Source organism: Paraburkholderia edwinii (assembly GCF_019428685.1).
GTDB classification, from domain to species: domain Bacteria; phylum Pseudomonadota; class Gammaproteobacteria; order Burkholderiales; family Burkholderiaceae; genus Paraburkholderia; species Paraburkholderia edwinii.
In genome coordinates, this window is the sequence record NZ_CP080095.1 from 2,273,468 (window position 1) to 2,296,991 (window position 23,524).

Sequence of the window (23,524 nt, forward strand, 5' to 3'; positions counted from 1 at the left end):
CTTTACGGGTCACTTGCACGCAGTTTAGCCTAATTCGCTATGTGCTGCCCGTGGTGATAGTACCCATTCCGGACAGCAGGATCGGCGCCTTGCAGCGGGTTTGCCGCAACGTTGCGCCGCTCCTTCCGAACCGTATCTGGAGGTGGCGGCGGCTAACACAAGGGTTAGGAGATTTGCTGGGGCGATGATAGAATGCGACGTGACGGGCCTCCTCGCATGGAGGTGCGGTCAACCTGGTCAGGTCGGGAACGAAGCAGCCACAGCCGTTTTCCACCAGTGCCGAGGGTCGGGCTCGTCACCTTCCGCTTTCTCTCCTGCTTATCCCCGGTTTATCCGTTTTCTCGGTTTTCCCTTCCTCAGCGTTTTTGTGCGCCGCCTGTGAGTCGCGTGAACATGGCGTTCCGCATCGCTTCGGCCATTGCTTTCCGGTCATCGCTTGCGCGCCGGCGTTGCTTCATTCGCCCCACGTTTTCCGCTTCACACGTTTTCGTGCGCGGCACGATCGCGTCACCTCACGCTAATCGCGCTAAAGGCCGTTTTCTATCGGCCCATTAGCCAAATACAATAGAGCGCCGCAAACCCGTTTCTCGCATTCCCTTTGCCGCGCACGGCCGAACCGGCTTTGCGCCTATGCGTTGCTGATACAATTTCCCGATGACCTATCAAGTTCTCGCACGCAAGTGGCGGCCGAAAGATTTCGCGTCGCTCGTCGGACAGGAGCACGTGGTGCGCGCGCTCACGCATGCGCTCGACGGTGGCCGTCTGCATCACGCCTATCTGTTCACCGGCACACGCGGCGTCGGCAAAACGACGCTGTCGCGCATCTTCGCGAAAGCGCTCAACTGTGAAACCGGCGTCACCGCCACGCCGTGCGGCGTCTGCCGTGCGTGTCGCGAAATCGACGAAGGGCGCTTCGTCGATTACGTCGAGATGGATGCGGCGAGCAATCGCGGGGTCGACGAAATGGCGGCGCTGCTCGAGCGTGCGGTCTATGCGCCGGTCGATGCGCGCTTCAAGGTCTATATGATCGACGAAGTGCACATGCTGACGAACCACGCATTCAACGCCATGTTGAAGACGCTGGAAGAACCGCCGCCGCATGTCAAATTCATTCTGGCCACCACCGATCCGCAGAAAATTCCGGTGACGGTGCTCTCGCGCTGCCTGCAGTTCAACCTGAAGCAGATGCCGGCCGGCCATATCGTGTCGCATCTCGAGCACATTCTCGGCGAAGAGCAGATCACGTTCGAAGCCCAGGCGCTGCGGCTGCTGGCGCGCGCGGCGGACGGCTCGATGCGCGATGCGTTATCGCTGACCGATCAGGCTATTGCGTATTCGGCGAACCAGGTGACCGAAGAAGCGGTGCGCGGCATGTTGGGGGCGCTCGACCAGAGCTATCTGATCCGGCTGCTCGATGCGCTCGCGGCGAACGACGGTCCAGCGGTGCTCGCGGTGTCCGACGAAATGGCGCTGCGCAGCCTGTCGTTTTCGACGGCGCTGCAGGATCTTGCGAGCCTGCTGCACCGGGTCGGTTGGGCGCAGTTCGCGCCGTCGTCGGTGCTCGACGAATGGCCGGAGGCCGCGGATGTGCGACGTTTCGCCGATGCATTGAGCCCCGAGCAGGTGCAACTGTTCTATCAGATCGCGACAATCGGGCGAGGCGAACTCGGTCTCGCACCCGACGAATACGCGGGCTTCACGATGACCTTGCTCCGCATGCTCGCGTTCGAACCGGCGGTCGGCGGTGGTGGAGGCGCTACGGGTGGCGGGCCGGCATCCGCTGCGCGGCCGGGTAGTCAGAGCGGGGCGGCCGGCGGCCGGCGCTCGGGCGCGCCCGCGGTGACTGCGCAACAGGCTGTCGCGCAACCGACGCCGACGGCGGGGCGTGCGGCAATATCGCAGGCAGTGGCCGCGCAGGCCGCCGAGACGGGACGCGGTGAGGCGTCGCAAGCGCAAACCGCGGCATTGGCCGATACCGCAAAAGCGGGCCTTGCGAACGCAGATGCGGTGTCTGCCGCCCAGACGGCGACGACGCGCGATCCCGCGCACGAAGCGCGTGGGCAGCAAGCGGCTGCGGCTGGCGCAGGCAGCACACTATCCGGCGGCAATGCCGATTCGGCGGAAGCAGTTACCCAGCAAGACGCGCGCGCGGCGAATGCCTCATCGGCTTCGACACCGGAGCAAGCCGAAGCGGCTAAATCGGTGGTGTCCGGTGCTGAAATCCCCGACGTCGCCGAAGGCGGCGCGCAGATGGCACAGGCGGCAGAGACGGCCCGCGCTGACGCTGATGCAAGTAATGCAAGCACGACGAGCAGCGCTAGCGAACCCGACGAAGTAGCAGAGTCACTCCCAACGCCCTCCGCTAGCGCCGCGCAACAGCGTTTCACCGACGCGGCGACGCAGGAGCAGGATCTGAATCCGTCGTCGACGCCATCTTCGACACAACCGTCAACGCACCTTTCCGACGATGCGCCACGCCGCGCTGGCGGCGCGAGCGCCGCACTCGACGTATTGCGCAACGCCGGCATGAAGCTGTCGGGCGGCGGCAGGGCGAGCGCGGCCGCGTCAACCGCGCCTGCGAAAGCCGCACCGGCCGCGCCTAAGCCGGCCGCACCACGCGTCGTCGTACCGACGCCCGATCCCGCGCGCCGCGCGCAGGCGCAGCAGCAGGGCGCCGCGCCATCGCGCGGGAGTGGAAACGCAAACTCAGGCAGTAGCGCCACCGTCCCGCCTTGGGAAGAGATTCCTCCGGACGCCCCTGGCGCGCTGGACGACTACGTCCCGATGTCCGCGGACGACGCGTTTTTCGCGCCACCTGACGATGGCTTTGCGCCGGTCTTCGACAGCGGCGCCAACGACGTTCGCGTGAGCGCGCCTGCCGCGCCCGCGCCTGTCGTCGACACGCGTCCGCTGCCGCCGGCCGTGCCGCTCGACGCACTCGGTGTCGAGGGCGACTGGCCGGCGCTCGCCGCGGGGTTGCCGCTAAAGGGCATTTCCTATCAGCTCGCATTCAATAGCGAGTTGATGGCGCTCGACGGCACAACGCTCAAGCTCAACGTGCCGGTCCCGCAGTACGCGGATGCGGCGCAGGTCGCAAAGCTGAAGGCCGCGCTGGCCGAACGGCTTGGCCGTCCGGTCGAGGTCGTCGTCGAAGTCGGGCCGGCGCGCCGCACGGCAGCCGCAGTCGATGCGGCGGCGCGCGCGCAGCGTCAGCAGGAAGCCGAGCGCGAGATCGGCGCGGACCCATTCGTGCAGTCGCTGATTCGCGAATTCGGCGCGAGCATCGTGCCGGGCTCGATCCGTCCGTTGATGCCGGCGGCGCAAGGCGGCGCGGGCAGTGGTGCGAGCGCCGCGCACTGATTGACTGCCCTGGCCAGAACCGAACTACGGACACGAATAGTCAGAAGCCAACAATACCGGCCCGAACCGGACCGTATTTGAACTCAAACCGCGAACTCAATCCACGAAGCCAAACCGCGAACCTGTAGCACGAAACCGAGGCACGAACCGAGGCGCGACCCCCAAGCTAACTTGCGGCGCTTTACGACACTGAACACTGAAGCGATCCGCGCATTCCATACGATCAAGAAGGAGCACGTCCATGATGAAAGGCCAACTCGCGGGACTGATGAAGCAGGCCCAGCAGATGCAGGAAAACATGAAGAAGATGCAGGAGGAGCTCGCGCAGATCGAGGTCGAGGGCCAGTCGGGCGCCGGTCTCGTGAAGGTGACGATGACCTGCAAGAACGACGTGCGCCGCGTGTCGATCGATCCGTCCTTGCTCACCGACGACAAGGACATGCTCGAGGACCTCGTTGCCGCCGCGTTCAACGATGCGGTGCGCAAGGCCGAAACGACCGCGCAGGAAAAGATGGGCGGCATGACCGCCGGCCTGCCGCTGCCGCCGGGCTTCAAGCTGCCTTTCTAAACCACGGTCGTTATCCGGGCCCGGCATTCGCACGCAGAAATCCGCATGAAACAACCCTCCGCCTTGTCGGCGCTCGTCGAAGCGCTGCGCGCGCTGCCCGGAGTCGGGCCGAAGTCCGCGCAGCGCATCGCGTATCACCTGATGCAGCACGATCGCGACGGCGCGCAGAAGCTCGGCCGTTCGCTGCTCTATGCGACCGAGCATCTGCAGCATTGCGAGAAGTGCAACACGTTCACCGAAGCGCAGATCTGCGAAGTCTGCAGCGATCCCGAACGCGACCCGACGCTGTTGTGCGTCGTCGAAACGCCGGCCGACCAGATCATGCTCGAGCAGACCATGACGTACCGCGGTCTCTATTTCGTGCTGATGGGACGTCTGAGCCCGCTCGACGGCATCGGACCGAAGGAAATCCATTTCGACCGGCTGGTCAGGCGCGCCTCCGATGGCGTCGTCAAGGAAGTCGTGCTTGCCACCAACTTCACGAACGAAGGCGAAGCGACCGCGCATTATCTTGGCCAGACGCTGAAGGCGCGCGGCCTGTCGGTCACGCGTCTGGCGCGCGGCGTGCCGGTCGGCGGCGAGCTCGAGTATGTCGACGCGGGCACGATTGCGCGCGCGATGCTCGACCGGCGTTCGATGTAGTTCGATGCAGCTCGTAGTTCGACGTAGTTCGGTGTAACCCACGATCGAAGGACAGCCATGAACGCAACGAACGACGCGCCGAACGCCCCCTCCACCACCGACACCCCCCACGCCGGCGGTCCGCTGGCAGGCGTGAAGGTGCTCGAACTCGGCACCCTGATCGCCGGTCCGTTCGCCGCGCGCTTTCTCGGCGAATTCGGCGCCGACGTGATCAAGATCGAAGACCCGAAGGGCGGCGATCCGCTGCGCAAATGGCGCAAGCTGTATCCCGAAGCGGGCGGCACGTCGCTCTGGTGGGCCGTGCAGGCGCGCAACAAGAAATCGGTGACCGTGAACCTGAAGGCCGACGAGGGCAAGGAAATCGTGCGGCGTCTCGCGAAGGAAGCGGACATCGTCATCGAGAATTTTCGCCCCGGGCTGCTCGAGAAACTCGATCTCGGCTATGACGTCCTGTCGGCCGACAATCCGGGCCTCGTGATGGTGCGGCTCTCCGGGTATGGCCAGAGCGGTCCGTATCGTGACCGGCCGGGTTTCGGCGCGATCGCCGAAGCGATGGGCGGCTTGCGGCACATTACCGGCTACCCCGATCTGCCGCCGCCGCGCATCGGCATCTCGATCGGCGATTCGATCGCGGCGCTGCACGGCGTGATCGGCGCGCTGATGGCACTGCATCACCGGCAGGTGAACGGCGGCAAAGGGCAGGTCGTCGACATCGCGCTGTACGAGGCGGTCTTCAACATGATGGAGAGCGTCGTGCCCGAGTACGGTGTCTACGGCATGGTGCGCGAGCGCACGGGCGCATCGTTGCCGGGCATCGTGCCGTCCAATACGTATCCGTGCCGCGACGGCAGCATTGTGATCGGCGGTAATAGCGATCCGATCTTCAAGCGCCTGATGCTGGCGATCGGCCGCGACGATCTGGCGAACGATCCTGAGCTCACGCATAACGATGGCCGCGTGCCGCGCACGCAGGAAATCGACGGCGCGATCGCCGCCTGGCTATCGACGCGTACGATCGACGAAGCGCTCGACGTGCTCAACGCGGCCGACGTGCCGGCCGGCCGCATCTACAGCGTCGCGGACATGTTCGCCGATCCGCAATACATCGCGCGGCAGATGATCCAGACTTTCAAGTGGCAGGACGGCAAGGACATCGCATTGCCCGCTGTCACGCCGAAGTTTTCGGTTACGCCCGGCGATACGCGCTGGCTCGGTCCGAAGCTCGGCGAGCATACCGACGAGGTCCTGCAATCGCTAGGTTATGATGCGGACCACATCGCAAGGTTGCACGCGCAACAGATTGTGTGACACGGCTCTGTCAGCGCGCACCACAAGTAGAAAAGAACCGGAGATTGCAACGATGCAACGCAGAACCTTTCTGACCGGCAGTGCGGCGCTCGCGGGTACGGTGCTCGCTGCCCATACGCCCTTTGCGTTCAGCCAGGCCAAACTCGAAACGCGCAAGGTCGCGATCGCGGTAGGCGGCAAGAACCTCTTCTACTACCTGCCGCTGACCATCGCCGAGCGGCGCAACTATTTCAAGGACGAAGGGCTCGACGTCGAGATCTCCGATTTCGCGGGCGGTTCGCAGGCCTTGAAGGCGGCCGTCGGCGGTAGCGCGGACGTCGTGTCGGGCGCGTTCGAACACACGCTGCTGCTGCAGGCGCAGCATCAGATGTTCCGCGAATTCGTGCTGCAAGGGCGCGCACCGCAAATCGTGCTCGCGGTATCGAAGAAAACGATGCCGAATTACAAGTCGATCGCCGATCTGAAAGGCAAGAAGATCGGCGTGACGGCGCCGGGTTCGTCGACGTCGATCATGGCGAGCTTTGTGCTCGCCAAGGCAGGCCTCACCGCGAAGGATGTGTCGTTTATCGGCGTGGGGGCGGGCGCCGGCGCGGTGGCCGCGCTGCAGGCCGGGCAGATCGATGCGCTCGCGAATCTCGATCCGGTGATGACGAAGCTCGAACGCGCGGGCGACATTCGCGTGATCTCGGATACGCGCACGCTCGCTGATACGCGCGCGGTATTCGGCGGCGATATGCCGGCCGGCTGCTTGTACGCCTCGCAAAGTTTCATCGACAAGAATCCGAACACAACGCAGGCACTGACCAATGCGATGGTGCGCGCGCTCAAATGGCTGCAAACGGCGAGCGACAGCGATGTCGCGAATGCCGTGCCCGAGTCGTATCTGCTCGGCGACCGCGCGCTCTATATCGCCGCATGGCAGCACGTGAAGCCCGCCATCTCGCCCGATGGCCTGATGCCGGCCGACGGCCCGGCCACATCGCTGAAAACGCTGCAGGCGTTCGACGCCACAGTGCAGGGCAAGCCGATCGATCTGTCGAAGGCGTGGACCAACGATTTCGTGAAGAAGGCGCTCGCCACGGTCAAGGTCTAGGTGCGCGACGATGACGGTTCCCGCACTCGCACTCGACAACATCACCTGCACATTCGCTTCGCGCGACGAGCGCGGCGCGCGATACACCGCTGTCAAAGATGCGACGCTGCGTATCGCGCCCGGCGAATTCGTCTCGGTGGTCGGCCCGACCGGCTGCGGCAAGTCGACCTTGCTGAACGTCGGCGCGGGTCTGCTCGTGCCATCGTCGGGCTCGGTCAGCGTGTTCGGCGAACCTTTGAGCGGCATCAACCGCCGCGCGGGCTATATGTTCCAGGCCGATGCGCTGATGCCGTGGCGTTCCGCGCTCGATAACGTCATGGCAGGGCTGTCGTTTCACAACGTGCCGCGCGCCGAAGCGCGCGAACGCGCGCAGGCCTGGTTGAAGCGCGTCGGGCTCGGCGGTTTCGGCGACCGTTATCCGCATCAACTGTCGGGCGGCATGCGCAAGCGTGTCGCAATGGCGCAGACGCTGATTCTCGATCCCGACATCGTGCTGATGGACGAGCCGTTCTCCGCGCTCGATGTCCAGACGCGCCAGCTGATGGAAAACGAACTGCTCGATTTGTGGGCCGCGAAACGCAAGGCCGTGCTTTTCATCACGCACGATCTCGACGAAGCGATCGCGATGTCCGATCGCGTCGTCGTACTGTCGGCGGGGCCGGCGACGCGGCCGATCGGCGAATTCACGATCGATCTGCAACGCCCGCGCGACGTTGCCGAAATCCGCTCGGACGCGCGCTTTGTCGAACTGCATGCGCAAATATGGAGCGTGTTGCGCGACGAAGTGTTGAAAGGCTATCAGCAGCAACTGAAAGCGGTATGAGCGGCGCGCCCGCGAACAGCGAAAGGACCTGACGACTCATGTGGAAGATGCTGCGTCCGAACCGGGCGAATCTCGCGATCTGGCAATGGCTGCTGCTCGTGCTCTGCTTCGTGCTCTGGTATGTGCTGACGAGCCCGACGCTGCTGCCGGCGTTCTACTTCGACGACCCGAACAAGGCCGCGTTCCTGTTCGGCGAGCCGCAGAAAGTGCTCGTGCGGATCTGGCAGTGGTTCACGTCGGGAGAGATCTATATTCACTTGTGGATCACGCTCGTCGAGACCGTGCTCGCGTTTGTGATCGGCACCGTGCTCGGGCTTGCGGTCGGCTTGTGGCTCGCGTTGGCGCCGGTTGCGAGCGCGTTGCTCGATCCGTACATCAAGGCGGCGAATTCGATGCCGCGCGTGATTCTCGCACCGATCTTCGGCGTCTGGTTCGGTCTCGGCATCGGGTCGAAGGTTGCGCTTGGCGTGACGCTCGTGTTTTTTATCGTGTTCTTCAACGTCTATCAGGGCGTGAAGGAGGTGAGCCCGGTCGTGCTCGCCAACGCGCGCATGCTTGGCGCGAATCGTCAGCAACTGCTGCGCAATGTGTATCTGCCCAGCGCAATGAGCTGGGTGTTTTCGAGCTTGCATACGTCGGTCGGGCTCGCGTTCGTCGGTTCGGTGGTCGGCGAGTATCTGGGCTCGGCGCGCGGTGTCGGTTATCTGATTTTGCAGGCCGAAGGCACGTTCGATATCAACACCGTGTTCGCCGGCATTCTCGTGCTGACTGCGTTTGCGCTGATTCTCGACGGACTCGTCGGCGTGATCGAGCGGCGCTTCATGAAGTGGCAGCCATCGAGCGGCGAAACCGAAAAGCTCTGAACGTGATGTGCGGATCACCACACGCGTATGGCAGACCGTAAGCACGCTCGAACGACCGTGCGCGCCGGGCTGTCGACACTCGCATCGCGGCGCGTTGCGTGGAGGTTGTCTGGATGCTATGAAGCACGCGCCGTCTGTCGGCACATGCATGACGCGTGCATGACGCGTGCATGTCGAGCGGGTGTTGTGCGGGTGTTGCACGAGTGTTGCGCGGGTGTCGCGGGAGAGGCAATCGCACCACGCCATGTCGTCCGCGTGCCTTGTTTCCTCGGTTACAATCGCCGGATGCGAATCCTACTCAGCAACGACGATGGTTATCTGGCGCCGGGTCTCGCGGCGCTCTACGAAGCGTTGAAGCCGCTTGCCGACGTCACCGTGATGGCGCCCGAGCAAAATTGCAGCGGCGCATCGAATTCGTTGACGCTGTCGCGGCCGTTGTCGGTGCTGCGTTCCGCGAACGGCTTCTATTACGTGAACGGCACGCCGACCGATTCGGTTCACATCGCACTGACCGGCATGCTCGACCATACGCCGGACCTCGTGGTGTCGGGCATCAACAACGGCCAGAACATGGGCGAAGACACGCTGTACTCGGGCACGGTCGCCGCCGCGACCGAAGGCGTCATGTTCAATGTGCCGGCTATCGCATTTTCGCTCGTCGATAAAGACTGGACGCATCTCGAATCCGCGGCGCGCGTTGCTGCCGAAATCGTCAAACATTATCTCGACGCGCCGCTGCCCGGACACCCGCTTCTTAACGTCAATATTCCGAACTTGCCGTACGAACAGTTGCGCGAGTGGCGCATTACGCGTCTCGGAAAACGGCATCCGTCGCAGCCGGTGATCCGCCAGACCAATCCGCGCGGCGAGCCGATCTACTGGATCGGCCCGTCGGGCAGCGCGCGCGACGCAAGCGAAGGCACCGACTTTCACGCGGTCGCACACGGGCATGTGTCGATCACGCCGTTACAACTCGATCTCACGCATACCGAGATGCTGTCCGCGACACGCGACTGGGCGCACGCCGGGAGCGGCGCTTCATGACGGGCGAGCGCGCGAAGCGCTTTCCGCTGGGCCTCGAAGACCTGGTGCGCGAACCGCGCCGAAGCGAAGCGCGTTCGGGTGACACACGCGCCGTGAAAACCGCGGCCGTCGATGGCCGCTTGTCGGGGGGGCCCGGCGGCTTGGGCAAGCCAGGTGCTGCTTCGGCTGTTGGCGCCGGTGCGCGCGGCGCACGTGCCGTGGTTACTGCGAAACCTGCTGTGAATGCAGTGAAACCGGTTGTGAAGCCCGCGGTGAAGCCTGCCGCGAAGCCCGCTGTGCATCCTGCTGTCAATCCTGTTGTGAAGCGCAACGAGCCTGCTAACGGCTCCGCCAAACGCACCGAGAGCCCGCGCCCGCAACCCGCGCTGCGGCTGCCTGCCACGCCTGAGCGTGCCGGCGCGCCGAATGTCGCGCTGAACCGCGCGCACGTGCTGACCTCGGAACGGGTGCGCGAGCGCATGGTCGAACGGCTGCGAGCCAACGGCGTAACCGACCCGCGTGTGCTCGATGCGATGGCGACGGTGCCGCGCCACATGTTCGTCGACCCGGGCCTCGCGACCCAGGCTTACGAAGACGCGGCGTTGCCGATCGGCCATCACCAGACTATTTCGAAGCCGTCGGTGGTCGCGCGGATGATCGAGCTGGCCGCGGCAGGGCGCGAACTCAACAACGTGCTCGAAATCGGCACCGGCTGCGGCTATCAGGCGGCAGTATTGAGCCAGGTTGCGCGCGACGTGTATTCGATCGAGCGCATCAGGCCGTTATACGAGCGCGCGAAGACGAATCTGCGGCCATTGCGTATTCCGAACATTCGCTTGCATTACGGCGACGGCCGCATCGGCTTGCCGGCGGCGGCGCCGTTCGATGCGATCGTGATCGCCGCGGCGGGCCTCGACGTGCCGCAGGCGTTGCTCGAACAACTGGCGATCGGTGCGCGGCTCGTCGCGCCGGTCGGCACGCAGGACGGTCAGACGCAGGTGCTCACGCTCGTCGAACGCACGGGGCCCGCGCAATGGCGGGAGTCGCGGCTTGATCGCGTTTTCTTTGTACCCTTAAAATCCGGAGTGATTTGAATCCGATGACTATCAGTAAGCTGCGCACGATGCAAAGAACCAGCACGAATGTCCGTCTGACCGTGGCTCAACGTGGTGTGTGCGTACTCGCGCTGTCGCTGCTCGCGGCCTGCGCGACGCGTCTGGACAATGCGCCGGTCGTCGATCGCTCAGGCGCGCTCGGCACCGGGGCCGCGCAACAGGCGGCGCAGCCGCCGGCGCCGCTCGGCCCGCCGCCTCCGGGTTACTACCGGGTGAAACCGGGCGATACGCTGTATCGGATCGCGCTCGAAAACGGCCAGAATTATCGCGACATCGCGACGTGGAACAATCTGACCAACCCGAACCAGATCGAAGTCGACCAGTTGCTGCGCGTCGCGCCCCCGGGCACGACCCCGACGGCTGCAACGCCGGGCGTCGCGACGGCGCCGATCGCGGGTGGTGCGGTGCAAAGCGCGCCGATCGCCGGTGCGCAGGTGGGTGCGCCGGTCGGTGGATCGTCCGCGCCGGCCGCGGCGGGCGTCGCGCAGCCGCCGCTCTACGGCGCAACCAGCAACGCGCCCGGCGCGACCGCCACGACGATTCCGCCGCAGCCGCCGGCCGCGTCGAGCGACGCGACGGCGGCCGCGGGCAACGTGACATTTGCGTGGCCGGTGCGCGGTCCGCTGCTCAACACGTTTGACGATTCTAAAAACAAAGGTTTGAATATCGGCGGAAGCATGGGCGAACCGGTCAAGGCTTCCGCGGACGGCCGGGTCGTTTATGCCGGAAATGGGCTGCGCGGTTACGGCAATCTCATTATCATCAAACATGATGCTACGTACCTTACCGCCTATGCACATAACAGTGCTTTGATGGTAAAAGAGGGGGACGCGGTCACGAAGGGGCAGACGATCGCCCAGATGGGCAACAGCGATTCCGACCGCGTGATGTTGCATTTCGAAGTTCGCCGGCAGGGCAAGCCTGTCGACCCACTGAAGTATTTGCCGCCGCAATAAGCGATTACGACCATGCCGAAATCGAAGCGCCAACCACCGCAAGCCGAGACTGAGACGATCAGCCGTGCCACGCATGTATCGGTGGAAGACACGGGCGCTTCGGACCAGGACGACGACAGCATCGAGGACCTCGACAACGGGGCCAGCGATTCCGATGACCGCCGTTCGGGCGGCGACGACAGCGAAAGCGAAGGCTCGGACGCGCGCGAAGGCGCAAACGATTCCCCGTCGGATGCCGACGACTTTCGCGCGCTGCTGCAGGCCGAACTGACCGCGGATACGATCCAGCACTATCTGAACCGGATCAGCGTCAAGCCGCTCCTCACTGTCGAGGAAGAGCAGCGTTTTTCGCGCCTCGCGAAGGCGGGCGAGTTCGAGGCCCGCCAGGTCATGATCGAGCGCAACCTGCGGCTCGTGGTGAGCATTGCAAAGGGATATCTGAACCGCGGCGTGCCGCTGCTCGATCTGATCGAAGAGGGCAATCTCGGCCTGATGCATGCCATCGAGAAGTTCGACCCGACGCGCGGTTTCCGTTTTTCGACATATGCCACATGGTGGATTCGCCAGAGCATTGAGCGCGCGATCATGAATCAGGCGCGCACGGTGCGGCTGCCCGTGCATGTCATTCGCGAACTGAACCAGGTGTTGCGCGCGAAGCGCCATCTGGAAAAGAACTCGATGAATTCGGGCGAAGCGGCGGACCGTCGCGACGCGAGCATCGACGACATCGCGTATCTGACCGGCAAGACCAGCGACGAAGTGACCGACATCCTCGCGCTGAACGAGCACACCGCATCGCTCGATGCGCCGCTCGATCTCGATCCGGCCAGCAGTCTGCTCGATCTGTTGTCCGACGACCAGAGCCAGTCGCCCGATGCCGAAGTCCAGCATCGCGAACTGGAAACGCTTACACGCGCATGGCTTGCGCGCCTGTCCGACAAGCATCGCCATGTGATCGAGCGCCGTTTCGGCCTGAACCATATCGAGCCAGCCACGCTCGAGGAACTGGCCGACGAAATGGGCCTGACGCGCGAACGCGTGCGGCAGATCCAGCAGGAAGCGCTGGTGCGGCTCAAGCGCTTCTTCGCGTCCAATGGCGTGCGCAAGGACGCCGTTCTCTAACCTGATGACGCCCATTCTCGTATTCGACATCGAGACGATTCCCGATGTCGCCGGCATTCGCCGGCTTGAAGATTTGCCCGCCACCTTATCCGATACCGAAGTCGCCGAGTTCGCATTCGCCGCGCGCCGCGAAAAGACGGGCGGCGATTTCCTGCCGCATCATTTGCAGCGGATCGCGGCGATTTCATGCGTGTTTCGCGACGACAACGGCTTTCGCGTGCGTTCCCTCGGTACGCCCACCGACGGTGAAGCGGTGCTCGTCCAGTCGTTTTTTCGCGTGATCGAAAAGTACACGCCGCAGCTCGTATCGTGGAACGGCGGCGGCTTCGACCTGCCCGTGCTGCACTATCGCGCGCTCGTGAACGGCGTGACGGCAAGCCGTTACTGGGACCTTGGCGAAGACGACCGCGAGTTCAAGTGGAATAACTACATCAGCCGCTACCACGCGCGTCACACCGACTTGATGGACGTGCTTGCGATGTATCAGGCGCGCGCGAACGCGCCGCTCGATGCGCTGGCGAAGCTGTGCGGCTTTCCCGGCAAGCTCGGCATGGACGGCGGCCAGGTGTGGCAGGCGTTCCAGCAGGGACGTATCGAGGAAATTCGCAATTATTGCGAAACGGACGTGGTCAACACGTATCTGCTGTATTGCCGGTTTCAACTGATGCGCGGTGGTTTTTCGGCCGAAGAATATGCCGACGAAATCGCATTCGTGAAGAATTCGCTCGCGCAGGAGTCGGCCGCGCATTGGGCCGAGTATCTGGCTGCGTTCGACGGCTAGGCTTTCGCGCGGCGGTTGCGTTCACCGCTCCTGCACTGCAACAGCGCGGGAGCGGTGATAAATGAGGCGCGAGCGACGCATCGTTTGCTCGCGCTCATCGTGCTCACCGAGCTCTCCGGCTCAATCAATCTCCAGCACGACCGGCTGATGATCGGACGCACGCGTCGCGCCGTCGATCTCGCAGCTGCGCAGCCTGCCGCGCAGATCGTCCGTGACGAACACGAAGTCGCACGTAAGCGGCCCGTCTTGCCACTGCTCGGTGTCGTAGACACCCGCGGTCGGCGGCGGCGTCGCGCCGGGATGCAGTGTCGCCCACGCATCGATAAACGACGGGCTGCCGTCGAGCGGCGCGATCATGCGCCGATACGCATCGCTGTCATACGCACTGTTGAAATCGCCGCAGACGATCGCGCTTACCGGCCGCGCCGTGTCGACGAACGGCCCGATCGCATTTTCCGCGGGCGCCGGGTGCGCGGCATGCTGAGCCGCTTCCTGTTGCATATGCCGCAACGCATCGACCTGCGCGAGCCGCTGCGGCAGCGAGTAAAACTCGAGATGCGTGACGATGATGCGTAGCGGTCCGCTCGGCGCGCGCAGCACGGCTTCGAGCGCGACGCGCTGCATCGATGGCGCGTCGGCGTCGGCCGGCCACGGCAGCGAGTGGCGAATCACGCGTTCCACGGGCAGCCGTGTGGCGAGCGCATTGCCGAACTGCCTGCGCGGCGCGCTCGGCCCGTCGAGCTTCAATGGCGCGAGATCGGCGCCGATCACATCGAGCACCGTGTAGCCGGGCAACTCGTCGGCGAGTTCGGCGAACTGGTCGTCGCCCGGATGGCCCGCGAGCACGTTGAAGCCGCGCGTCACCTCCTGCATGCAGAGCACGTCGAAGTCGGCGAGGCGCTTCGCCTCGTTCACCATGCGCGGCAGGCTGACGTCGCCGCTCGCGCTGCGTCCCCACTGGACATTCCAGCTAATCAGTCGCATCGTCAAATCTCCGTTCGAGGTTCCCGTTCGTCTACAATCTCGCCTTTACTTCACCGTCTGTCAGGAAGTTGCTGGTGTCTCAAACCGTTCCCCGCGAAGCCCCATCCGCCGACGCAAGCCCGACCGCGGGCGCTGCGCCGAACCCCATGGCAAACCCCGCGCCGACCAAGGCGGCAACACGCAAAGCCGCGAAAGCGGGCGTGGCGGCGCTGGCGCCCGCCGTACTGCCCGAACTCGACATCGAGTCGCTCGACATGGAAGCGCGCGGCGTCGGCCGCACCGTCACCGAAGACGGCACGCCGGGCAAGGTCATCTTCGTCGAAGGCGCGCTGCCCGGCGAGCGCGTCACCTATTCGAGTTATAGAAGGAAGCCGAGTTTCGAACAGGCCGTTGCGGTCGATATCCTGCGTGAAAGCGTGATTCGTACCAGGCCGCAGTGCCGCTTCTTCGGCACCTGCGGCGGCTGTTCGATGCAGCACCTCGACGTGCGCGCGCAGATCGCCGTCAAGCAGCGCGTGCTCGAGGACAACCTCGCGCATCTCGCGAAGCTGCGTGCCGAGACGATTTTCCGCCCGATCCATGGGCCGTCGTGGGGCTATCGCTACCGGGCGCGTCTGACGGTGCGTAACGTCGTGAAAAAGGGCGGCGTGCTGGTCGGTTTCCACGAGCGCAAGAGCAGTTATGTTGCCGACATGACGAGCTGCGAAGTGCTGCCGCCGCATGTGTCGGATCTGCTCGTGCCGCTGCGCAGAATGGTTGAAGGCCTGTCGATTCGCGATCGCATGCCGCAGATCGAACTCGCGGTCGGCGCGACGGTCACGGCGCTCGTGCTGCGCGTGCTCGAACCGATCAACGCCGCGGACGAACAGCTGCTGCGCGAATTCGCCAACGCGCACAACGTGCAGTTCTGGCTGCAGCCGAAGGGCCCGGATTCGGTCGTGCCGTTCTATCCGCTTCACGCGCAACTCGATTACACGCTGCCCGAGTTCGGTATCCGCATGCCGTTTCTGCCGACGGACTTCACGCAGGTCAATCACCAGATCAACCGCGTGCTCGTGGGCCGCGCGTTGCGGTTGCTGGCGCCGGCCAGAAACGATCGCGTGCTCGATCTGTTTTGCGGCATCGGCAACTTCACCTTGCCGCTCGCGAGACTGGCGCGCGAAGTGGTCGGCATCGAAGGTAGCGAAACCTTGACGGCGCGGGCGCTTGCCAACGCGAAGGAAAACGGCGTCGACGGACACACATCGTTTGCAAGCCGCAATCTGTTCGAAGTCAGCGCCGACGATATGCGCGCTTTAGGGCACTTCGACAAGTTCCTCGTCGACCCGCCGCGCGAGGGCGCGCTTGCGGTGTCGAAGGCGCTCGCCGATATCGCGCAAAGCGGCGAGGGGCCGCTGCCGCGGCGCATCGTCTATGTGTCGTGCAATCCGGCGACGCTCGCCCGCGACGCGGGGCTGCTCGTGCATGAAGCCGGGTATCGGCTGAAGGGCGCGGGCGTGGTCAACATGTTCCCGCATACGTCGCACGTCGAATCGATTGCGCTTTTCGAACGCGATTGATTGGATCGATGTGGGGCCGTGGGTTCGCCCCCGCGGTTCGCCCAGAGGCTGCAAACAAGAACGCCACGGCATGCCGTGGCGTTTTTTCATCTGGCATATGACGCGCGGTGGGGTCACCGCTCAGCGTCGATGTCAGCGTGGCGGCATCAGAACTGCCACCACGACTTTTCCTTGCCTGGACGCGCATGACCCGTGATGTACGGGCTATCGGGGAACGTGCCCGCGAGCACACGTTTCGTATCGTCGGCGAGTTGCGGCTGGTCGAGCTTCTCGTACGACAGCCACATGATATGCAGTGCGTCTTCGATGGCCGGTGCGTTCTTGTATTCCTTGATCGCGAGTTGCGCGCGGTTGATCGCAGCCACATACGCGCCGCGACGATAGTAGTAGTCGGCCGCATGCACTTCGTGCGAGGCCAGCGCGTTCACGATATAGCGCATGCGCTGCGCGGCATCGGGCGCGTACTTGCTTTTCGGGTATTTGTCGACGACGACCTTGAACGCGTCATACGACTCGCGCAGCGACTTCGGATCACGCTCGCTCATGTCCTGACCGGAGAACCGGCCGAACAGGCCCAGGTCGTCGTTGAAGTGGATCATGCCCTTCAGGTAGTACGCGTAAGCGATATCGGGGTGATCCGGGTGAAGCTGGATAAAGCGGTCGATGGCCTGGTCGGCCGCGGCCGTTTCGCTGTCTTTCCAGTCGCAATACGCCACGTTGATCTGCGCCTGCTGGGCGAAGTGGCCGAATGGGTCACGACCCTCGAGCGCTTCGAAATACTTCGCGCACTTGCCCCAGTCGCCGCCGCTCAAGGCGTCTTGCGCCTCGTTATATAATTTATTGTTTGTCCACGTTGCCGTTTCGTCGGTCTTCTCGGGCAGGCCGTGGCACGCTGCGACAAGCGCGACCGCGCACAGGCACGCAATGGTTCGGGCCGCTTTTCCGGCGGCGCGTCGGGTCAGGCGCTTTGCCCCGCTTAGGGCCGCCGCGTATTGGGCCATTTGAGTAATCATGTTCAAGGCTCGCATTCTCAGTCCAGCTTCACGTCAAGCGCTTTACGTCAGGTAACCAGTCTCGATGACCCGTTCTCATACTCCGCGCGCCGCAGCCGGCACACGGAATAGCGACAAAGATTATAGCCGATGCGAAGGACGCTCCGACGCAGCGACATCTGACACGTCCGACAGTTCCTCCATGCGCGACGACGAATTCGCCGCGGACGACGCATCGGCCACGGCGATTTCCGCCGCTTCCGGACACGGCGCGGCAGCGGACGAAGCGCCGCGCATCGTGACCGTGCCGCCCGAACTGGCGGGCGAACGGCTCGACAAGGTGCTCGCGAAAGTCTTCCCCGAGTTCTCGCGCAGCCGGCTGCAAAGCTGGATCGAAGCACAGCGCGTGCACGTCGACGGCAAGCCGGCGAAGGTGCGCCAGCCCGTGCCGCTCAACGCGACGATCGAGCTCGTGCCCGATCTGCTGCCCGAGCAGCTTGCCTTCACGCCCGAACCCGTGCCGCTCGAAATCGTCTACGAGGACGAGACGATTGTCGTGATCAACAAGCCCGCGGGACTCGTCGTGCATCCGGCGGCCGGCAACTGGAGCGGCACCGTGCTCAACGGCCTCCTGCATCGTTACGGCGACGCCGCGGCGGGCCTGCCGCGCGCGGGCATCGTGCATCGGCTCGACAAGGAGACCTCGGGGCTCATGGTCGTCGCGCGCACGCTGGCCGCGCAGACCGATCTCGTGCGGCAGCTGCAGGCGCGCACGGTCAAGCGCCGCTATGTCGCGCTGGTCTGGGGCGGCATGCCCGAAGAAGGCACGATCGACGCGCCGATCGGCCGCGATCCGCGCGAGCGTACGCGCATGGCGGTGGTCACGGGCGCGTCCGGGAAACCTGCGCGCACGCACTTCCGGCGCGTGGCCACGGTCGTGTGGGAGCGGCAGCCTGTGACGGCGATTCACTGCGATCTCGAAACCGGGCGCACGCATCAGATTCGCGTGCATTGCGCGCATACGGGCCACCCGCTGCTTGGCGATCCTGTGTATGGACGCGCGCGCGGCAAGCGTTCGGTGACGCCGCTGCCGGGCGGCTTCGCGCGTCAGGCGCTGCATGCGTGGCGCCTCGGCCTCGTTCACCCCGAGACGCGCCGCACCATGCAATGGCGCGCCGACGTGCCTGACGATCTGGCGGCGTTATGCGAGGCACTCGGCTTTAACCGCGAGGAAGCGGACGATTTCGACGAAGACGCGTATCTCGGCGACGATACCGCTTACGAGCCGATGTCGCTCGAAGCCGGCGAAGCCGATGATGACGACATCGAGGCGATGGAAGACGACAGCGACACTGAAGCCGGTTTCGATGAAGAGGACGAAGAGGGCGAAGACAATACCGCCGACGCGGATGTCGACCAGAACGCAGAAGCCGGTCGCGATCCCGATATCGAAGCCGCGCGCGAAGTCCGCCACGAAGAAGGACGCACAGCCCCGCGCGACGCGACTCACGCGGACCGCGGCGACCCGCGCCACAAGAACAAGGATCACCGCCGATGAACGTCCCTGACCTGACGCTCGCCGATGTGCTGCAACCCGACTGGCGCGTCGCGCCGCAAGTCCGCGCGCTTGTCACGACGCGCAACGGCGGTGTGAGCTTGCCGCCGTACGGCAGATGGCGCGACGACGCCGATCAGCCCGGCGGCCTCAACCTCGGCCGGCGCACGGACGACGATCCCGCGCATGTCGAAGAGAATCGCGCGCGGCTGCGTGCGCTTGCAGGCATCGATGAGCCCGCGTGGCTTCAGCAGGTGCACGGCGCGCAAGTCGTGAGTGCTGACGATGTGCTCGACAACGCACGCGCGGGCGGCGCAGCGATTAGCGCCGACGCCAGCGTGACCGACCGGCCCGGCACCGTATCGCTCGTGATGATTGCGGACTGCATGCCGGTTCTGCTGTGCGATCCGGCCGGCCGTGCGGTTGGCGCCGCGCATGCGGGATGGCGAGGGCTGGCCGCGGGCGTCGTTGAAAACACGGCGCAGCGCGTCGCCGCGCTGGCGGGCATCGAGCCATCCGCCTTGCATGCGTATCTGGGGCCCTGCATCGGGCCTTCCGCGTTCGAAGTGGGGGACGACGTGCTGCACGCATTCGTCGACACGGCGTCCGCCGCGCGTCGCGGCACGATCGCGCGCGCGTTTGTGCCGCGTACCGGTGTTCCCGGTAAATACCTTGCCGATTTGCCCGCGCTCGCGCGCGAGCGGCTCGCGCAACTCGGCATCGCACAGGTGACGGGTGGCGACCAGTGCACCTTCACGCAGCGCGATCGTTACTACTCGTATCGGCGCGATCGCGTGACGGGCCGCATGGCCGCGCTGATCTGGCTGGCGCGTTGAGCATTTGCCGTGCCGCGTGGTCTGCATTTTGCTGCGCACGGCTGCCAGCGACGCCCGGCTGACCACGCAAAGCCGCCGCAAACGCGAATCGCATTCATCGGTTCCATGACCGGGCATCAACGCATCGGATGCCGTTTGTCGCATCGCCAATTGCTGCTGCAGCAAAAGCCCGGAGATTGCGCGTCGCCGCGGTATATTTGCTGCGCTGCGGAAACCTTCAGACATCGCGGCGTGTCCGACGGCAAAGGCTGTCTTCGACGTAGCAGAAAGGCGCCGCCAACTCCCGGAAAACCCTGATATCTCGGGCGCGTTGTCGGATTCGGACGACGTTTGTAGGGCGCTTGCGAACGCACGTTCCCTTACATGGGGAAAACGATAATGAAAAAAATATCGCAGTGCGGCAAAATCGGGATCAAGCATTGACATGCCTTGCAGTGGGGCGCAAGAATGTTCCCCAACAATGGGACAGGGCGTAAGCGGCCGCGAGCGTTTTTGCCGCCTATGCACGAAGGCACCTGCCTCTCAACCGTCCGCGAGGACTCACCGGTACAAGCAGGTATGGTGGCAGCTCAACACTCCTCGACATCCTCACGCACGCAAACTTCATCGGATCGCACGCAAGCGCAGCCGGACGCGAATGCCGCCGGAGTTCAACAGTTATTCGATGCATGGTTGAACGCATGGCGTTCAATCGGTGCACCGGCCGCTGCGAACGGCAATCCGTTTGCGGTGCCGGGTATGCCTGCGGGTCTGCCGGGAATGCCCGCGGGCTGGCCGGCCGGCATGCCCGCAGGGTGGCCGGCGGGGTTGCCCGATTTCACGCAGGCAAGCGCAGGCATGCCGCAATTCGCGGAACAATTCGCCCGGCAGTTTGCCGAGCCGTTTGCGAAAGCCGCGCAGCAGCCGTTTGGCCCCGAACTGACGAAGCCGCTGATGCAGCCTTTCACCGCGTTCGCGGGTATGAAGCTGCCCACCGCGGCCATTCCGCCTGAACGTCTTCAGCAGTTGCAGAGCGACTACTCGCGCGATGCGATGCAGCTGTTCCAGCAGGCCACCCAGGCTTCGTCCAGCGCGCCCGAACTGAAGGACCGCCGTTTCAGCGCGGATGCATGGAAGGCGACGCCGATTTACGCCTACATGGCCGCGTGGTATCTGCTGAACGCGCGCTATCTGCAGGAACTCGTCGACGCGCTCGACACCGATCCGAAAACACGCGAACGCATTCGCTTTGCCGTACAGCAATGGACGGCCGCCGCCTCGCCGAGCAACTTCCTCGCGCTGAATCCGGAAGCGCAAAAAACGCTGCTCGAAAGCCACGGCGAAAGTCTGCGGCAGGGCGTCATGAATCTGCTGGCCGATATGCAGCGCGGCAAGATCTCGCAGACAGACGAGTCGCGTTTCGTCGTCGGCAAGAATCTCGCGATGAGCGAAGGCTCGGTCGTCTTCGAAAACGATCTGCTCCAGCTCATTCAGTACAAGCCGCTCGGCGCGTCGGTGCGCGAGCGGCCGCTGCTGATCGTGCCGCCGTGCATCAACAAGTTCTATATCCTCGACTTGCAGCCCGACAACTCGCTCGTTGCGCACGCGCTTGAAGCGGGGCATCAGGTGTTCCTGATTTCGTGGCGCAATGCCGATACGTCGATTGCGCACAAGACGTGGGACGACTACATCGAAGAAGGTGTGCTCAGCGCAATCGACACCGTGCGGCAGATCAGCGGGCGCGAGCAGATCAATACGCTCGGCTTTTGCGTCGGCGGCACGATGCTCGCCACGGCGCTCGCGGTGGCGGCGGCGCGCGGCGAACATCCGGCATCGTCGATGACCTTGCTCACCGCGATGCTCGACTTCTGCGATACGGGCGTACTCGACGTGTTCGTCGACGAGGCGCATGTGCAAATGCGCGAGCAGACCATCGGCGGCAAGAACGGCACGCCGCCCGGACTCATGCGCGGTCTCGAGTTCGCCAACACGTTTTCGTTCCTGCGGCCGAACGACCTCGTCTGGAACTACGTGGTCGACAACTATCTGAAGGGCCGCACGCCGATGCCGTTCGATCTGCTGTACTGGAACAGCGATTCGACGAGCCTGCCGGGCCCGATGTACGTCTGGTATCTGCGCAACACGTATCTCGAGAACAGCCTGCGCGAGCCGAACAAACTGAAGGTGTGCGGCGAGCCGGTGGACCTGTCGCGCATCGATGTGCCGACGTTTATCTATGGCTCGCGCGAAGACCATATTGTGCCGTGGCAAACCGCGTACGCCTCGGTGCCGCTGCTCACGGGTCCGCTCAAGTTCGTGCTCGGCGCGTCCGGTCATATTGCCGGTGTGATCAACCCGCCGGCGAAGAAAAAGCGCAGCTACTGGGTCGTGAGCGGCGACGAAAAGACCTTGCCCGGCAGCGCCAGCGACTGGTTCGAACGTTCAACGGAAACGCCGGGCAGTTGGTGGCCCGAATGGACCGCATGGCTCGACCAGTACGCAGGCAAGAAAGTGAAGCCGCGCGCCGAGGCCGGTTCGGCCGAATTTCCGGTGATCGAACCGGCGCCGGGGCGTTATGTACAGCAACGCGAGTAGCGCCTGAGCAGCATGTGTGTTGATGCCTGACGCGGCGTGCGTCCTGCCGGCAAGACGCTGGCACGACCCGCGCCACGGCGCCAGGCACGGGAAGCAGTAGACGACTGAGCGGATCTTTAACTTGACGGCACGTTGCGGCACTTGAAGCACAAGCGCCGCGGTACCGGAGGAAATCGAAATGACTGACGTAGTGATCGTATCGGCGGCCCGTACGGGCGTCGGCAAATTCGGCGGTTCGCTCGCGAAGATTCCCGCGCCTGAACTTGGCGCCACGGTGATTCGCGCCGTACTCGAACGCGCGGGCGTGAAGCCCGAGCAGGTCAGCGAAGTGATCATGGGCCAGGTGCTCGCGGCCGGCTCCGGCCAGAACCCGGCGCGCCAGTCGCTGATCAAGGCGGGCCTGCCCACGGCAGTGCCCGGCATGACGATCAACAAGGTGTGCGGCTCGGGCCTGAAGGCCGTGATGCTCGCGGCCAACGCGATCATCGCGGGCGATGCGGACATCATCGTGGCGGGCGGCCAGGAAAACATGAGTGCGGCGCCGCACGTGCTGCCGAATTCGCGCGACGGATTCCGCATGGGCGATGCCAAACTCATCGACACCATGATCTATGACGGCCTGTGGGACGTGTACAACCAGTACCACATGGGCATGACCGCCGAAAACGTCGCGAAGGAGTACGGCATTACGCGTGAGCAGCAGGACGCGTTCGCCGCGCTTTCGCAGAACAAGGCAGAAGCCGCGCAGAAATCGGGCCGTTTCAACGACGAAATCGTGCCGATCCAGATTCCGCAAAAGAAGGGCGATCCGCTTTCGTTCGCTACCGATGAATTCGTGCGCCATGGCGTGACGGCCGAAGCGCTGGCGGGCCTCAAGCCCGCGTTTTCGAAGGAAGGTAGCGTGACGGCCGCCAACGCGTCGGGTATCAACGACGGCGCCGCGGCGGTCGTCGTGATGTCGGCGAAGAAGGCCGAAGCGCTCGGCCTCACCCCGCTTGCGCGCATCAAGGCCTACGCGAATGCGGGCGTCGATCCGAAGGTGATGGGCATGGGTCCGGTGCCGGCGTCGCGCCGCTGTCTCGAGCGCGCGGGCTGGAGCATCAACGACCTCGACCTCGCGGAAATCAACGAAGCCTTCGCCGCACAGGCGCTGGCCGTGCACAAGCAGATGGGCTGGGACACGTCGAAGATCAACGTGAACGGCGGCGCGATCGCGATCGGCCACCCGATCGGCGCATCGGGCTGCCGCGTGCTCGTCACATTGCTGCATGAAATGCAGAAGCGCGATGCCAAACGCGGCCTCGCGTCGCTGTGCATTGGCGGTGGAATGGGGGTGGCGCTCGCCGTCGAGCGCCCCTGATGCAGTGAGC

General features: G+C 64.4%; 19 protein-coding genes and 1 other RNA gene. 18 read left to right on the forward strand and 2 right to left on the reverse strand.

The genetic code is table 11. The annotated features are described in order from the left end of the window. Positions 1 to 201 precede the first annotated feature (201 nt). From ffs to KZJ38_RS10170, 13 genes are all read left to right on the forward strand, one after another. An RNA gene (gene ffs / locus KZJ38_RS10110) (signal recognition particle sRNA small type) lies at positions 202 to 300 on the forward strand. Between the two features lie 354 nt (positions 301 to 654). Then, a complete protein-coding gene (gene dnaX / locus KZJ38_RS10115) occupies positions 655 to 3,360 on the forward strand; it encodes a DNA polymerase III subunit gamma/tau (protein WP_219799910.1) in 2,706 nt (901 codons plus the stop codon). A 241-nt stretch (positions 3,361 to 3,601) separates the two neighbouring features. After that, positions 3,602 to 3,928: a YbaB/EbfC family nucleoid-associated protein gene (locus KZJ38_RS10120; protein ID WP_219799911.1), complete on the forward strand. Its 327-nt coding sequence runs from the start codon at positions 3,602 to 3,604 to the stop codon at positions 3,926 to 3,928. A 45-nt stretch (positions 3,929 to 3,973) separates the two neighbouring features. Then, positions 3,974 to 4,570, forward strand: coding sequence for a recombination mediator RecR (recR, locus tag KZJ38_RS10125; protein ID WP_219799912.1), 597 nt, complete (start codon positions 3,974 to 3,976; stop codon positions 4,568 to 4,570). Positions 4,571 to 4,627: 57 nt separating this feature from the next. After that, positions 4,628 to 5,878 (forward strand): CaiB/BaiF CoA transferase family protein, encoded by a 1,251-nt coding sequence (locus KZJ38_RS10130; RefSeq protein WP_219799913.1) that lies wholly within the window; start codon positions 4,628 to 4,630, stop codon positions 5,876 to 5,878. A 52-nt stretch (positions 5,879 to 5,930) separates the two neighbouring features. Next, complete coding sequence (locus KZJ38_RS10135; RefSeq protein WP_219799914.1) at positions 5,931 to 6,971, forward strand: ABC transporter substrate-binding protein; 1,041 nt, start codon at positions 5,931 to 5,933, stop codon at positions 6,969 to 6,971. A 10-nt stretch (positions 6,972 to 6,981) separates the two neighbouring features. Continuing rightward, positions 6,982 to 7,794: an ABC transporter ATP-binding protein gene (locus KZJ38_RS10140; RefSeq protein ID WP_219799915.1), complete on the forward strand. Its 813-nt coding sequence runs from the start codon at positions 6,982 to 6,984 to the stop codon at positions 7,792 to 7,794. A 38-nt stretch (positions 7,795 to 7,832) separates the two neighbouring features. Further along, the gene (locus tag KZJ38_RS10145) at positions 7,833 to 8,657 is read left to right on the forward strand and encodes an ABC transporter permease (protein ID WP_219799916.1); all 825 of its coding nucleotides are present in this window, start codon (positions 7,833 to 7,835) and stop codon (positions 8,655 to 8,657) included. Positions 8,658 to 8,942: 285 nt separating this feature from the next. Then, complete coding sequence (gene surE, locus KZJ38_RS10150; RefSeq protein WP_219799917.1) at positions 8,943 to 9,701, forward strand: 5'/3'-nucleotidase SurE; 759 nt, start codon at positions 8,943 to 8,945, stop codon at positions 9,699 to 9,701. After that, a complete protein-coding gene (locus KZJ38_RS10155; protein WP_219799918.1) occupies positions 9,698 to 10,774 on the forward strand; it encodes a protein-L-isoaspartate(D-aspartate) O-methyltransferase in 1,077 nt (358 codons plus the stop codon). Before surE ends, KZJ38_RS10155 begins: the two co-directional genes overlap by 4 nt. 5 nt (positions 10,775 to 10,779) lie before the next feature. Beyond that, complete coding sequence (locus KZJ38_RS10160; RefSeq protein ID WP_425518337.1) at positions 10,780 to 11,751, forward strand: peptidoglycan DD-metalloendopeptidase family protein; 972 nt, start codon at positions 10,780 to 10,782, stop codon at positions 11,749 to 11,751. A 12-nt stretch (positions 11,752 to 11,763) separates the two neighbouring features. Continuing rightward, positions 11,764 to 12,873 (forward strand): RNA polymerase sigma factor RpoS, encoded by a 1,110-nt coding sequence (gene rpoS / locus KZJ38_RS10165; RefSeq protein WP_219799919.1) that lies wholly within the window; start codon positions 11,764 to 11,766, stop codon positions 12,871 to 12,873. 4 nt (positions 12,874 to 12,877) lie between these two features. Beyond that, entirely contained in the window at positions 12,878 to 13,654 is a 777-nt protein-coding gene (locus KZJ38_RS10170) for a 3'-5' exonuclease (RefSeq protein ID WP_219799920.1), read from the forward strand. 120 nt (positions 13,655 to 13,774) lie between these two features. On the opposite strand, the gene KZJ38_RS10175 is transcribed toward KZJ38_RS10170, so the two are convergent. Then, positions 13,775 to 14,638 carry an endonuclease/exonuclease/phosphatase family protein gene (locus tag KZJ38_RS10175; protein ID WP_219799921.1) on the reverse strand — a complete coding sequence of 288 codons (864 nt, stop codon included), beginning with the start codon at positions 14,636 to 14,638 and terminating at the stop codon, positions 13,775 to 13,777. A 146-nt stretch (positions 14,639 to 14,784) separates the two neighbouring features. On the opposite strand from KZJ38_RS10175, the gene rlmD reads away from it, so the two are divergent. Beyond that, positions 14,785 to 16,197, forward strand: coding sequence for a 23S rRNA (uracil(1939)-C(5))-methyltransferase RlmD (gene rlmD, locus KZJ38_RS10180; protein WP_219800215.1), 1,413 nt, complete (start codon positions 14,785 to 14,787; stop codon positions 16,195 to 16,197). A gap of 146 nt (positions 16,198 to 16,343) precedes the next feature. Here rlmD and KZJ38_RS10185 read toward each other — a convergent pair whose 3' ends face one another. After that, the gene (locus KZJ38_RS10185) at positions 16,344 to 17,210 is read right to left on the reverse strand and encodes an outer membrane protein assembly factor BamD (protein WP_425518338.1); all 867 of its coding nucleotides are present in this window, start codon (positions 17,208 to 17,210) and stop codon (positions 16,344 to 16,346) included. 64 nt (positions 17,211 to 17,274) lie between these two features. Between KZJ38_RS10185 and KZJ38_RS10190 the strand changes: the two genes are divergently transcribed. The 4 genes from KZJ38_RS10190 to KZJ38_RS10205 all read left to right on the forward strand — a co-directional run bounded on the left by KZJ38_RS10190 (position 17,275) and on the right by KZJ38_RS10205 (position 23,514). Next, entirely contained in the window at positions 17,275 to 18,747 is a 1,473-nt protein-coding gene (locus KZJ38_RS10190) for an RluA family pseudouridine synthase (RefSeq protein WP_219799923.1), read from the forward strand. Further along, positions 18,744 to 19,580 carry a peptidoglycan editing factor PgeF gene (gene pgeF, locus KZJ38_RS10195; RefSeq protein WP_219799924.1) on the forward strand — a complete coding sequence of 279 codons (837 nt, stop codon included), beginning with the start codon at positions 18,744 to 18,746 and terminating at the stop codon, positions 19,578 to 19,580. Before KZJ38_RS10190 ends, pgeF begins: the two co-directional genes overlap by 4 nt. Before the next feature lie 759 nt (positions 19,581 to 20,339). Beyond that, the gene (gene phaC, locus KZJ38_RS10200; protein ID WP_425518351.1) at positions 20,340 to 22,154 is read left to right on the forward strand and encodes a class I poly(R)-hydroxyalkanoic acid synthase; all 1,815 of its coding nucleotides are present in this window, start codon (positions 20,340 to 20,342) and stop codon (positions 22,152 to 22,154) included. Between the two features lie 178 nt (positions 22,155 to 22,332). Further along, positions 22,333 to 23,514, forward strand: coding sequence for an acetyl-CoA C-acetyltransferase (locus KZJ38_RS10205; RefSeq protein ID WP_219799926.1), 1,182 nt, complete (start codon positions 22,333 to 22,335; stop codon positions 23,512 to 23,514). Positions 23,515 to 23,524 lie beyond the last annotated feature (10 nt).